The 12,960-nt window shown below is 66.8% G+C and carries 7 protein-coding genes; 5 read left to right on the top strand and 2 right to left on the bottom strand.

The features are described from left to right. Window positions 1-20 precede the first annotated feature (20 nt). Window positions 21-2,675, top strand: a complete 2,655-nt coding sequence (locus NCR37_RS04610) for a mechanosensitive ion channel family protein (protein WP_250471975.1) — start codon at window positions 21-23, stop codon at window positions 2,673-2,675. 14 nt (window positions 2,676-2,689) lie between these two features. On the opposite strand, the gene NCR37_RS04615 is transcribed toward NCR37_RS04610, so the two are convergent. Next, entirely contained in the window at window positions 2,690-3,292 is a 603-nt protein-coding gene (locus tag NCR37_RS04615; protein WP_250471976.1) for a cysteine dioxygenase family protein, read from the bottom strand. A gap of 90 nt (window positions 3,293-3,382) precedes the next feature. On the opposite strand from NCR37_RS04615, the gene NCR37_RS04620 reads away from it, so the two are divergent. Further along, on the top strand, window positions 3,383-3,856 hold the full coding sequence (locus tag NCR37_RS04620) for an Lrp/AsnC family transcriptional regulator (protein ID WP_502800043.1): 474 nt from the start codon (window positions 3,383-3,385) through the stop codon (window positions 3,854-3,856). Window positions 3,857-4,153: 297 nt separating this feature from the next. Then, complete coding sequence (locus tag NCR37_RS04625) at window positions 4,154-4,372, top strand: hypothetical protein (RefSeq protein ID WP_250471982.1); 219 nt, start codon at window positions 4,154-4,156, stop codon at window positions 4,370-4,372. Window positions 4,373-4,383: 11 nt separating this feature from the next. Here the strand turns inward: NCR37_RS04625 and NCR37_RS04630 are convergent, their stop codons facing one another. Continuing rightward, complete coding sequence (locus NCR37_RS04630) at window positions 4,384-6,906, bottom strand: FUSC family membrane protein (protein ID WP_250471977.1); 2,523 nt, start codon at window positions 6,904-6,906, stop codon at window positions 4,384-4,386. A gap of 185 nt (window positions 6,907-7,091) precedes the next feature. Here NCR37_RS04630 and recC point away from each other — a divergent pair, with 185 nt between their 5' ends. Together recC and NCR37_RS04640 are read left to right on the top strand one after the other, a co-directional pair. Further along, window positions 7,092-10,484 carry an exodeoxyribonuclease V subunit gamma gene (gene recC, locus NCR37_RS04635; RefSeq protein ID WP_250471978.1) on the top strand — a complete coding sequence of 1,131 codons (3,393 nt, stop codon included), beginning with the start codon at window positions 7,092-7,094 and terminating at the stop codon, window positions 10,482-10,484. Window positions 10,485-10,489: 5 nt separating this feature from the next. Beyond that, window positions 10,490-12,960, top strand: a 2,471-nt coding sequence (locus NCR37_RS04640) for a UvrD-helicase domain-containing protein (protein ID WP_250471983.1), incomplete at its 3' end; no start/stop codon positions are given.

The raw sequence follows: 12,960 nt of genomic DNA on the forward strand, positions 1-12,960 counted from the left end.
TTTCGGAAATCGAGACCGTTATGAAACCACGCAAGCTCGCGGATCGCGGCGCGCTGGCGTTTGTCGCGATATCCCGGATCTCCGCTCTCGCGCTGCGGCGCGGCGTACAGCAGGCGGGCATCCCCGGAACCCGTGCGATATCGTTCTTGACGACGCTCATCCTCATCGCGCTTTTCTCGCTGACGATTCCCGCCGCACAAGCCGCCCCGGCGCTCGACCTGCCGTCGCTCCAGGAACTGATCGCGCCGCCCGCGCCGGCAGCGGCGTCGGCGGACGCGTCGTCGGGTGCATCCGCGTCCGTTCCCTCCGATGCCGACATGGTGCGATCGCTCGACACCGTCATTTCGACGCTCGACAGCGACCGTCAGCGCAGCGCGCTCGTTGCGCAACTGAAAAAGCTACGCGACGCCAAGCGCGCGGCCGAAGCCGCTGCGACCGCGCCGCCGACCGCAGCCGCCGCTCAGGCGGCATCGACGGACGCTGCCGCGCCGCCGCCGGCCACGCCGCCGACCGCAACGACGTCCGCGGCCTCATCCGTGGTGGCCGCCATCGCGCAGAACGCCGGTTTGCTCGGCGCGATTGCGTCGGCGCTGACGAGCATCGAAGCGGACGTGAAGCGCGGCAAGACGCCGGTCGCGTACTGGAGCGGGCGCTTCAACGCGGCAGGCAACGAGCTCTTTACCATCGTCACGAGCCAGAGCCGCGAGCCGTTCGGCCGCACGCTCTTCAACTACTTCGCGACGCTCGCGGGCTGGGGCGCGTGCGCGTTTCTGCTCGTGAGCCTGCAGCGCCGCATGCACAGGCGCTACGGCATCGAAGCCGGGCTGCATTCGAATCCGACCACGCGCGAGCTGCTTCTCTTCACGATGCGGCGTGTCGCACCCTATGTCTTCGCGTTCGTCGCGGCGCTGACGTTCGTGCACATGATGCCGCAGTCGCTCGGCCGCACGCTCGCGATGGTCACCGCCTACGCGATCGTCGCGGGCGCGGTGTTCTCGGCGATCTGTCTCATCATGTTCTCGCTCTTCGGGTCGGCGCACCGGCGTGTCGCGGTGAACGTGCTGATCGTTCACGCGCGGCGCCTCCTTTTCGCCATCGGCACGTTCGGCGCGCTCGGCGATGCCGCCGCCAATTACGACGTCGCCCAGCAACTCGGCACCAATCTCTCGGCGCTCATTTCGACCTTCGCGAACATGGTCGCGGCCGGACTCACCGCGTACTTCGCGCTGGCGTTCCAGCGGCCCGTCGCGCATCTGATCCGCAGCCGCACTTACGAGCAGCGCAACACGCGCAAGGCCGCGACCGAAACGTTCGAGGTAGTCGCGTCGTTGTGGCAGTTGCCGCTCTTGCTGCTCGCGTGCGCGTCGGTGGTCGCGACGCTCGCGGGCATCGGCACGTCCGAAAACGTGCTGCAAATGGCGATCGCCACGGCCGGCTTGCTCGTCGTCGCGTTCTTCCTCTCGGCCATCGTCATTCGCATCACGCGGCCCAAATCGCGCAGGCCGCGCCGCCAATCGGCGTATGTGCGGCGGCTCGTGAAGTTCGTCGGCACGATGATCGTCGTCGGCATATGGCTCGCGTTCCTCGAAGTCTCATCGCGCTTCTGGGGCTTCTCGCTCGCGCAGATGGCCGAGCGCAGCGTGGCGGCGCGCGGCATCACGCACGCGGTCAGCATGATCGTGCTGACGTTCTTCGTCGTATGGCTCGTGTGGATTCTGATCGACACCGGCATTCAGGAGGCGCTCAGGCCCGATTCGGCGCGGCGCAGCGGACGCGGGCCGAGCATGCGCGCGCGCACCATGCTGCCGTTGTTGCGCAACGTCGTGTTCGTCGTGCTCTTCCTGGTCGCGGCCATCGTGACGGCGGCCAATCTCGGGCTGAACGTGACGCCGCTGCTCGCCGGCGCGGGCGTGATCGGTCTTGCGGTCGGTTTCGGCGCGCAATCGCTGGTCGCGGATCTCATCACGGGGCTTTTCATCATCATCGAAGACACCATTTCGGTCGGCGACTCGATCGAAGTGGAAGGCGGGCACGCGGGCATCGTCGAGAGCCTGACGATACGCACCGTGCGGCTGCGCGACGGGCAGGGCGCGATCCACGCCATTCCGTTTTCGCAGATCAAGACGGTGAAGAACCTGTCGCGCGACTTCGCGTACGCGGTGTTCGAAGTGCGCGTGCCGTTCTCGGCGGACGTCGACGAAGTGACGGAGATGATCCGCGAGGTCGGCGCCGATCTCATGGACGATCTGCGCTATCGGCGCGAGATGCTGGGGCCGGTCGAGGTGTGGGGACTGGACCGGTTCGATCCGAACTGGATGGTCGTGAAAGGGCAAATCAAGACGCGGCCGCTTCTGCAATGGAGCGTCGCGCGTGCGTTCAACTTGCGCATCAAGCGGAAAATGGACGCAGCCGGCATGGAGATTCCCGTGCCGCAGATGCAGGTGCAGATGGCGCAAAACGGCGTGCACGGTGCGGGCGATGCGGCGCACGCCGCAAAGGCCAAGCGCATCTGGCTGGACGAAGAGCCGCCGCTCGCCGATGCCGAGTCGGGCCCGGTGGCGACGGTCAAGGCCGTGGACGTGTCGCACGAGCCGCGGCCCGCGCCGCCCGCCACGGACCTCTCGGTGCCGATTCCGCCGCAGATCACGACGGCGCCCGAGCCCGGCAAGGGCTGAGTCGACCCGGTCGCTCAGGCGGCGAGAAGATCGTTGACGTGCGTGGCGATGTGCTCGCCCGCCACGCCGTAAATGTGGATCGATACGGCGCGCGTCGTGGCATCGGCGGGATTGCAGAGCTGATGAATCGCGCCGCGTCCCGCGTCCGCATACGACACCGCGCCCGCTTCGCGCGGATGCCGGCGCGTCTCGATGGCGCGATGCGAATTCGCGTCCCAACGATACTGCGTCTCGGCGAGCGCGCCGTCGATGACCGCATAACCGCACCATGTCCGATGCGCATGCACGGGGCTCGACTGCCCCGGCTCCCAGACGAGCGCGGCGATCGCGTAACGGCCGAGCGGATCGGCGGCGAGCAGATGACGCTGATAGCCCTGCGGACTGCCGGCGCGCTGATCGGCACGCAGAAGCGCCGGATCGGCGATCGCTCTGGAAAGTGCCGCATGCACGCGCACGCCGAACGAGATGCCGCCATCGGCTTGCGCCGCATCGAGCGCGGTATCGATTTCGTGACAGAGGCGGCCGACGGCAGCGTTCCGGTCAGCCGGAAAATGCACGCTGCGTTGAGTGGCTAATTCGAGTTCCATGATGACGTGCGTGCCGGTGATGTCGATCACGAATTTATACCGGCTTGCATCCGGAAACGGTTTCCATATAATTCCGCTCGGAGAAGCAAAAATAGAAAATTTTCCTATCGGGGGTGCAGTATGGGAATGGACCTCATCGACCGCAAGCTGCTGGAACTGCTGCAAGGCGACGTGACGATGCCTATTGCGGAACTGGCGTCGCGGGTGAATCTGTCGCAGACGCCGTGCTGGAAGCGGGTGCAGCGTCTGAAGGAGACGGGCGTGATTCGCGCCCAGGTCGCGCTGTGCGATCCGAAGAAGCTCGGCGTCGGCACGACGGTGTTCGTCGCGGTGCGCACGAATCAGCACACACAAAGCTGGGCCGACGAATTCACGCGCGCCGTGCGCGATATACCGGAAGTGGTCGAGGTGTACCGGATGAGCGGCGAGACGGATTACTTGCTGCGCGTGGTGGTATCCGACATCGACGATTACGACCGCGTCTATAAACAGCTCATTCGCGCGGTGCCGCTCTACGATGTGAGTTCGAGCTTCGCAATGGAGCAGATCAAATATTCGACGGCGCTGCCGGTGCGGCCCGCCGCCGACGCCTGACCGCGTCGCATAAAAAACGCGCAAGAAAAAGCCGCCCGGGGAGGGCGGCGCAACACGTCCGGTCACTAGGTATTCCGGTCTTGCCCCTTCAAGCCCTCGCCGGAATCGGACGCGCATGGAATCGCGTTGAGTATGGTCATTCGGGCGCGCCTCTTACAAGCCGGGCGATGCAGCAGTGAATTTCGCGGGCCTCGTTCGCGCAGCGAAATGACCGCGGCCGGTCGCAATCCAACTGAAAAGCAGTGCGGGTACGATGCTGGCTTTATCTCGATAACCGCAACGAGCCGCTGCGCCGCCATGACCGACAACCCCCGCCAAGATCGCCCGCACCTCCCGCGCAAGAAGAATCCGACCTTGGGCATCACCGTGTTCATCGTGGTCGTGGTGCTGCTCGTGATCTTCACGCTGCTCTTCAACGCGATCCGCGACAAGCGCGAGTTCGACGAGCACAACGCGCCGCCCGCCGCCGCGAGCGACGCGCGTCCGGCACTGCCGGCCACCGGCGCCTCGCAGTAAGGCGTTCGCGATCACGCGGGCAGGTGAATCTGCGTCGCGTCCTTGCGGATGAGCGCCGACGCCGTGAGCATCTGCTTGCATTGATGCGCGAGCAGTTTCAGATCCTGAATGGCATCGGCGGGCAGACTCTGCGCGCGTTCCGCTGCGGCGACCATGGAATCCAGATCGCGGCGGAGCGTCTTGATCGCATCGGGCGATGCAGCGCCGTCTTCTTCCGAGACGACCGCCTGCGCTTCCGACAAGTTGTCCCGCACGACGGCGAACGCGCGCTGCACCGGTTCGAATGACTGGCCGTCGGCCCCGTTGAGCGACTGCAAGAGCGGTGCGGCCGCCGTGATCTGCGACGCGAGCACGTGGCTTTGCACGAGCAGATCGTTGAGTTCGGCGACATACCGTTGCTGTGCCTTCGGCTCCAGCATCATGCGCTGAAAAGCCTGCGCGAGGTTGGCGAAGGCCACGTGCACGTTCTTGCGCGCGAGGCGATAGCCGTAGTCGCGGTCGAGCGCGGACGCGACGACCGTGGCGGCGGCCGATGCGCCCTTGCTCGCGGTCGCAGCCGTGCTCTCGCCGATGCCCGCCGACGACAGCCGCTCGGCCGTTGCGCTCGCGGCCTTGATCGCGCTGGCCGCGACGGCTTCGGCTTCTGCCGTCGTGGTGGCTTGCGCTGGCTCGCTGGCCGCTTCCGCCGAGACGGAGGCCGGCTGCATCGACGAGGCGAACGCGGCGCGCGCCTGACCGTCGGCAAAGACGGCGCTCGGCGCGCTGGTCGTTGCTGCGGCGGTTGCCGTGGCCGCCGCGCGTGCTGCGCCCGCTGCCGCCTTCGCCTTCCAGCCCCAACTGGCTTCGAGGTAATTCCGCGTCGCGCCCAGCAGGTCCTTCACGAGCTTGCCCATCAGCCGATATTCCCAGTACGGGAACAGGTGGCTCGCCGCGATGGCAATCGCGCAGCCGACGACGGTATCGATGGCCCGCTCGCCGATGAGCCGCAAGCTGCCCGGCGCGAGCAGGTGGAACATCAGCAGCACGTAGCTGGACGTGAACACGACGCTGCCCGCGTAATTGAAAAGCAGCAGGCTGTAGCTCATCACCATCGACGCGAACATGGCGACCAGCAGAATGTGCGGGTCCTTCACGAGCAGAATAAGCGCGATGGTGACCGCGCAGCCGATCGCCGTGCCGATAATCCGCTGCGTGTTGCGCTGCTTGGTGAGCGAATAGCCGGGCTTGAGGATGATGACCGTGGTCATCACGATCCAGTACGCATTGGTGAGCGGCAAGAGCCTGCCGAGCCAGAAGCCGACGCCCACCGCGATGGTCACGCGCAGCGCATGGCGAAAGCTGGGCGATGCCATGGTCAGGTTCGAGAAGATCTGCCTGAACGGCACGCGCCGGCTGGAGATGAATCGCGAGAGCGCGTGGTCGATCTGCAATTCAGTTTCGGTCGGGCTCGCCTCGTCGCGCGTGCGGCGGCGCATCTTGTCGATGAGACGCGTCGCGCTCCAGAGCCGCCGGAACACCGCTGTCGCCGCGGCATACGCTTCCGGATTTTTCTCCGGCAGCGCGTGCTTGCGCATGAGTTCCAGTTCGTATTCGATCGCGCGCAGCTCGGCCTTCGTGCTGACCTGCTTCGGCGCCGGACGATTCTGCAGCACCGCGAGCCCGATCTCCTGCAAGTCCTCGCCCGCCTTGCGCATCAGGTCGCGATAGAACACGAGCACGTCCGAACCGGCGAACGTCTTGCGCACAAGCGGATAGTCCGTGTGCGCGCCGACGAAGAATTCGTGCAGATCCACGATGTTGATGAACAGATTGAAAAGCCGCGCGCGCCGCGCATCCAGCTTGCCGCTTTTCACCTTCGGCAGATTGCGCAGCACGATGTCGCGCGCGCCTTCCTGCTGCTCGACCGCCGCGATCTGCTTTTCGATCAGCTTTCTGTAGCACTCGTCGAGATCGGCGTCGTTGTCGTAGAACTCGGCGCGCGCCTGAAGGTATTCCGCGCAACTGAAGATGCTCTGCGCGAGCGCCTGCCGCTCGATCCGGTAGACGAGCAGATGCGACACGAGCGTGGCCCAGTACGTGTACCAGAGCCCGCCTAGCAGAATCCACGACGCGTTGATGAGCGCCTGCATCGGCGTGAAATGCTCTTCCAGCGTCACGATCATCATGAAGAGCGTGGCGAAGCTGATCTGCGGCCAGCGGTTGCCGTAGACCACGATCAGCGAGAGCACGAAGGTGAGCGGCACCACGGTCAGCCAGAGCGTAAGCGGATTCGCCGTCGCGATGCCGGTGGCAAGGGCCGAGAAGAAGCCGATGAACGTGCACGCCAGCATCTCGTTGTGCTTGTGCTTGAGCGGGCCGGGCATGTCCACGACGCATGCGCCGAGCGCGCCCGTCGCGATGGTGAAGCCGAGCTCGCGGTTGTGAAACACCGTGAGCATGAGCACCGCTGGCAGCGAGATGCCGAGCGCGCAGCGCAAGCCGCCAAAGAAGTACTGGCTATAGATGAACTTCCTGATTTCGAACGAGTAACGCATCGACTTCCTGTCTGGACGCTCGCGGGGCGGGCAAGGGCGTTGTCGAGTCTAACCCAACTTACCGGGCCTTCGGACCTCGGCCGAATGGCCGAGTTCTCGGCACGCGCGACCCTTTGTTATGCTGGCGCTTGATTTGACAAAGCTTTGCCTTTCGCGGCTTTCAGAGCGCATCCCGATCGCCTTTCATGCTCGAACTCTTCTACTCGAACCGTCACGAAACGCTTGCCGCCGCGCTCTTCGAAGACCTCGACGCCTTCGCCATGCGCGAGAGCGATCCCTTCGCGAGCGAGGCCGTGATCGTGCCGAGCGCAGCCGTGCGCCGCCGCCTGGAACTCGACATGGCCGAGCGTTTCGGCATCTGCGCGAACGTGCAGTTCTGCTATCTCGCGCAGTGGCTCTGGGCGCAAATCGGCCGCGTGCTGCCGGTGCCCGCGCATTCGCCGTTCGCGCCGGACCGGCTGGCGTGGCGCTGCTATCGCCTGTTCGACGAACCCGCGTTCCGCGAGGCGCCGCGCCTGTCGACATATCTGAACGCCGCCGACGATTCCATGCGCTACGAACTCGCGCGCCGCATCGCGACGGTGTTCGATCACTATCTGACGTATCGCCCGGAATGGCTCACGCACTGGCAGGCGGGCGGCTCGATTCTCGCGGGCGGCGGCGCGCAGATCGAGGCGCGCGGGCCGCGTCTTGCCGGCGCGAGCGACATCCAGCGCCAGGACGAACACTGGCAGGCAGCGCTGTGGCGCGCGCTGCTGGAAGACCTCGCAGCGCCGGATCACGAGCACGACCCGACGCCGCCCGCTTACCGCTTTCTGGCCGAAGCGCCGCGCTTCGATCTCGATACCGCGATGCGCGCCGAGTGGCCGCGGCGCATCAGCGTCTTCGCGCTGCCGACCATGCCGCCGCTGCATATCGCGCTCTTGCGCGAGTTGTCGCGCTGGATCGACGTGCGCATCTACGCGCTCAACCCGTGCCGCGAATTCTGGTTCGATATCGTGAGCGAGGCGCGCGTCGAGCAATTGCAACTGAAGGGCGAGGCGGATTTTCAGGAAGTCGGTCATCCATTGCTCGCGGAGTGGGGCCGGCAGACGCAAGCACAGCTGCATATGCTCAACGAGCTGACGGAGAGCGCCGCGTCCAGCGAGCGCGAACTGTTCGAAGAGAACCCCGCGCCGACGTGGCTCGCCCGCGTGCAGAACGGCATCCTCACGCTCGATGAAGACAACGCTTCGCCGCAGCCGGAAGCAATCGTCGATACGGGCGTAGAAGTGCACGTTTGCCATAGCCTCTCGCGGCAACTGGAAGTGCTGCACGACCGCCTGCTCGACTGGTTCGACTCGATAGAAGGCCTGGAACCGTCCGACGTGCTCGTCGCGTTTCCGGATCTCGCGGTGGCGGGGCCGCTGATCGACGGCATCTTCGGCACCGCGCCCGCCGGGGCCAGCAACGAGCGGCGGCGCATTCCGTATCGCATCACGGGCTTGCCGCCGTCGCAGGCGAACCCCGTCGCGCGCGCGATGCTCGACTGGCTCGCGCTTGCCGAGCGCGGCGTCGGCGCGCCGGAGTTGATCGAATGGCTGCGTGTCGATGCGATCGCCACGCGCTACGGCATCGACGCCGCATCGCTCGAGACGGCGCAGGAATGGCTCGCGCAGGCGGGCGCCCGACGCGGCTTGCGGCCCGACGAGGTCACGAGCGAGCATGTGCCCGCCGCGCGCCACACGTTCGCGGACGCGCTCACGCGGCTCTACCTCGGCTACGCGCTGCCCGGCGGCGGCGCGCCGGTCGCGGACTGGCTGCCGGTGGAAGGCGCGCAAGGCTCGGAGGCGGAACTGCTCGGGCGTCTGACGCGCTTCATCGACGACATCGACGCCTTCGCGAAAGAGATCGAAACGCCGCGCAACGCGCGTGCGTGGGGCGAGTTGCTGCAAGGCGCGCTCGAGCGTTTCTTCGACGCAGGCGTCGCGTTCAACGACACCATCGGCGACGTGCGCCACGCCATCGACGCGCTGATCGCCGCTATCGACGAAGGCGCGGGCGATACGCAAGTGCCCGCCGCCGTGATCCGCACCGCGCTCACCGATACGCTCGACGATCCGGCGCGCGGCGGCGTGCCGTGGGGCGGCGTCACGTTTTCGTCGCTCACGAGCTTGCGCGGCCTGCCCTATCGCGTCGTGTGCCTGCTCGGCATGGACGACGGCATGCTGCCGAGCCTCGCGCGCGCCGACGAGTTCGATCTGATGGCGCGCTTCGGCAAGCTCGGCGACCGTCAGCGGCGCGACGACGAGCGTAATCTTTTCCTCGACCTGATGCTGGCCGCGCGCGACCGGCTGTTGATTGCGTACACGGGGCGCAGCATTCGCGACAACGCCGTGCTGCCGCCTGCCGCGCTGATCGACGAACTGCTGGATTATCTGGCGCAGGCGGTCGCGGGCAAGCATGCGGCTCCGGAAGCCCTGCGCGAGGCGCGCGCCTTGTTCGTCCACGAACATCCGCTTCAGCCGTTCGCGCCCGAGTACTTCGAGCCGGGCGGCCGCCTTTTCACGTACGAGCCCGAGCGGGCGGAACTGGCGCGCGCGCTCGCGGCAGGGCGCACGCAGGGCAGCCCGCCGTTCTTCGACACGCCGCTGCCGCCGGAAGAGGACGAAGACATCGTCGCCTTTGACGACTTCGTGCGTTTCTGGCGGCACCCGGCGCGGGCGCTGCTGCGCGATCGCCTGGGTATTGCGCTCGTCGATGCCGATGCGGAGCTCGACATCACCGAGCCGTTCGAATTGGGCTTCGCGGGCCGCGATGCGCTCGCGGCCCGCGTGCTGCCGTCGCTGCTCGATGCCACGGACGATGCCGCCGCGCGCGCCCGCGAACGCGCCCGCCACGTCGCGCGCACGAGCCCCGAAATGCCGGGCGGCGCGACGGGCGCGGTCTGGCAGGCGCGCGAGATGCACGCGCTCGCGCATCTGGCGGACCGCATCCGCGTGTCGGTGGCGGAAGGCGTGACGCGGCTGCCGTTCGTGCTCGACATCGCGCCGCGCTGGCCCGACACCGCAGGCGTGGCACTCTTCGCAACCTATGACGACGCCCTCGTCGACAAGCGGCCGTTCACGCTCGCCGGCACGCTGAATCGCCTGACGCCGCAAGGGCAGGTGATCTACCGCTACGACCAGCCGCGCGCCCGCGATTACCTGTCGGCGTGGCTCGCGCATCTGGCCTACTGCGCGGCGCTGCCGGACGGTCCGCGCCGCACCGTCTGGCATGGTCGCGGCGCGCAGTCGGCGGATTTCGAACTCGCGCCCGTCGCCGATCCGCTCGCGCATCTCGGCACGCTCGCGGCGCTTTATCGCGCGGGGCGACGCATGCCGCTGCGTTTCTTTCCGAAGAGCGCGTGGCTCAAGCTGACAGAAGGCGAGGCCCGTGCGCAAGCGGCATGGGAGTCCGAGCGCACGCGCGCCGAGGCCGACGATCCGGCGTATCGCATCGCGTTTCGCGGCGAATCTTTAACGCTCGACGAACGCTTCGCCGCGCTCGCGCGCATCGTATTCGAACCGCTTCGAGAGCATCTGCGGAGCGGCGCATGACTACCATGACCGACGTTGTGAATCACGAATCCGTGCAGGAACTCGACGTCTTCGCCTGTGGGCTCGATGGCGTCAATCAGATCGAGGCGTCTGCCGGAACGGGCAAGACCTGGAACATCTGCGCGCTGTACGTGCGCCTGCTGCTGGAGAAGCAGTTGAGCGTCGAGCGCATTCTCGTCGTCACCTTCACGAAGGCCGCGACCGCGGAGCTGCACGAGCGCATCCGCACGCGGCTTGCGGGTGTCGCACATGCCATCGAAAACGGCGACGCGGCGGGCGATCCGTTCATCGAGCGGCTCTTCGAAACCACGCTCGAACAGATGAACCCGGACGAGGCGCTGCAACGCATCCGTATCGCGCTGCATAGCTTCGATCAGGCCGCCATTCACACGATCCACGCGTTTTGCCAGCGCGCGCTACAGGAAGCGCCGTTCGCCGCCGCGATGCCGTTCGCGTTCGACATGGAAGCCGACGACAGCACGCTGCGCTTCGAACTCGCCGCCGATTTCTGGCGCGAGCGCGTCGAGCCTGCGGCGGCGCGCGTGCCTTCGTTTGCGTCGTGGCTGGTTGCGAAAGGCGCGGGGCCGGCATCGCTCGATGCACAGCTCGCGCGACGCCTGAAGAAACCGCTCGCGACGCTTCGCTGGGGCAGTTTCGCCGATGGACAAGCCGCAGAAGCCGCCGACGCAAAGGCGCTATTCGATGAAGCCTGCGCGTTATGGCACGCCGAGCGCGACGCGATCGCGAAGCTGCTCTTCGACGCCGAGGCCATGCTCAAGCAGACCTCGCATAAACGGTCGATGATCGAAGCGGCCATCGACGCGTGGGCCGAGTATTTCGACGATGCCGACTGTCACGCGCCGCCGCCGAAAGACGCGCTGAAGATCACCGCGTCGGCGCTGGCGAAGGGCACGAAGGTCAAGCACGCGCCGCCCGCGCATGCGTTTTTCGAGCACGCGGAGACGCTTGCCGCGGCGGCCGCTGCTGCGGAAGTGTCGCAGCGCGCGCTGTGGCTCGATCTCGTGCGCGAGTGGCTCGACTACGCGCCGGCCGAGTTGTCGGCGAGAAAGCGCGCCCGCCGTGTCGTCTCGTTCGACGACCTGCTCTCGAACCTGCATCACGCGCTCGTCAAACATGCGTGGCTTGCAGAGGCGTTGCGCGAGCGTTATCCGGCGGCGCTCATCGACGAATTTCAGGACACGGACCCGCTGCAGTACGCCATCTTCAATCGCGTGTTCGCGCCGCACGGGCCGCTCTTTCTCGTCGGCGATCCGAAGCAGGCCATCTACAGCTTTCGCGCCGCCGATCTGCACACGTATCTCGCGGCGCGCGAGGGCGCGAGCGCGCGCTACACGCTCGCAGTGAACCAGCGGTCCACGGTGCGCATCATCGAGGCGTGCAACCGCGTGTTCGGCGCGAATCCGTCGGCGTTCATCCTCGAAGGACTCGACTATCAGCCGGTGCGCGCGGGCACGCGCTCGCGCGGGCCCTTCGTCGATGCGACGCCCGCCGCCGCGTATTCCGATCTCGCTGATTTCTGCGTGTGGATGTTGCCGCACGGCGATTCCGCGCTCTCGAAGGGGAACGCGCAGCGCGATGCGGCCGAAGCGTGCGCCGCCGAGATCGCGCGGCTCTTGTGCGGCGCGCAACGCGGCGAAGTGAGCATCGGCGACGAGCCGCTTCGCGCGGGAGATATCGCGGTGCTCGTGCAGACGCACCGGCAGGGCAGCATGGTGAAGCGCGTGCTCGCGGCGTGGGGCGTCGGCAGCGTGGAACTCGCGCAGGCGTCGGTGTTCGGCTCGCTCGACGCCGAGCAAATCGAGCGCGTGCTTGCCGCCATCGACACGCCGGGCGACTTGCGGCGGCTGCGCGCCGCGCTCGCGACCGACTGGTTCGGGCTCGATGCCGGCGCGCTCTGGCGTCTCGAACACGCGGTTTCGGCGGCCGATTCGATCGACGGCCCGAATGATTCGACAGGCTGGGTCGAGCGTTTCTCGCGCTATCGCACGATCTGGCACGAGCGCGGCTTCGCGGTGATGTGGCGCACGCTGACGCGCGAACTGTCGATTGCCGCGCGCCTCGTCACGCGGCCGGACGGCGAGCGCAGGCTCACGAATATCAACCATCTCGCGGAACTGCTGCAGGCGCGCTCGGCCGAGCAGCCCGGCATCGCGCCGACGCTGCGCTGGCTCGCCGCGCAGCGCGCGCAGCAAGGCGGCGGCGAGGACGCGCAATTGCGGCTGGAGTCGGACCGCAATCTCGTGCAGATCGTGACGATCCACAAGTCGAAAGGGCTGGAGTACGCGGTCGTGTTCTGCCCGTTCCTGAACGACGGGGGGGGGGGGGGGGGGGCGCCCCCCCCCCCCCCCCCCCCCCCCCAAAAAAAAAAAAAAAAAAAAAACCCACCCCCCCCCAATATTTATTTTGTTTTGGGGGGTTTGCCCCAACCCCCCCAAAAACACACCCCCGATAAATA

Origin of the sequence: Caballeronia sp. GAFFF1 (assembly GCF_023630705.1) — a bacterium.
Taxonomy (GTDB): domain Bacteria; phylum Pseudomonadota; class Gammaproteobacteria; order Burkholderiales; family Burkholderiaceae; genus Caballeronia.

Excerpts from the sequence above, each read along its gene's own strand:
- NCR37_RS04610 (WP_250471975.1), top strand. The coding sequence starts at position 21 with ATGAAACCACGCAAGCTCGCGGATCGCGGCGCGCTGGCGTTTGTCGCG.
- NCR37_RS04620 (WP_502800043.1), top strand. The coding sequence starts at position 3,383 with ATGGGAATGGACCTCATCGACCGCAAGCTGCTGGAACTGCTGCAAGGC.
- NCR37_RS04625 (WP_250471982.1), top strand. The coding sequence starts at position 4,154 with ATGACCGACAACCCCCGCCAAGATCGCCCGCACCTCCCGCGCAAGAAG.
- NCR37_RS04630 (WP_250471977.1), bottom strand. The coding sequence starts at position 6,906 with ATGCGTTACTCGTTCGAAATCAGGAAGTTCATCTATAGCCAGTACTTC.
- recC (WP_250471978.1), top strand. The coding sequence starts at position 7,092 with ATGCTCGAACTCTTCTACTCGAACCGTCACGAAACGCTTGCCGCCGCG.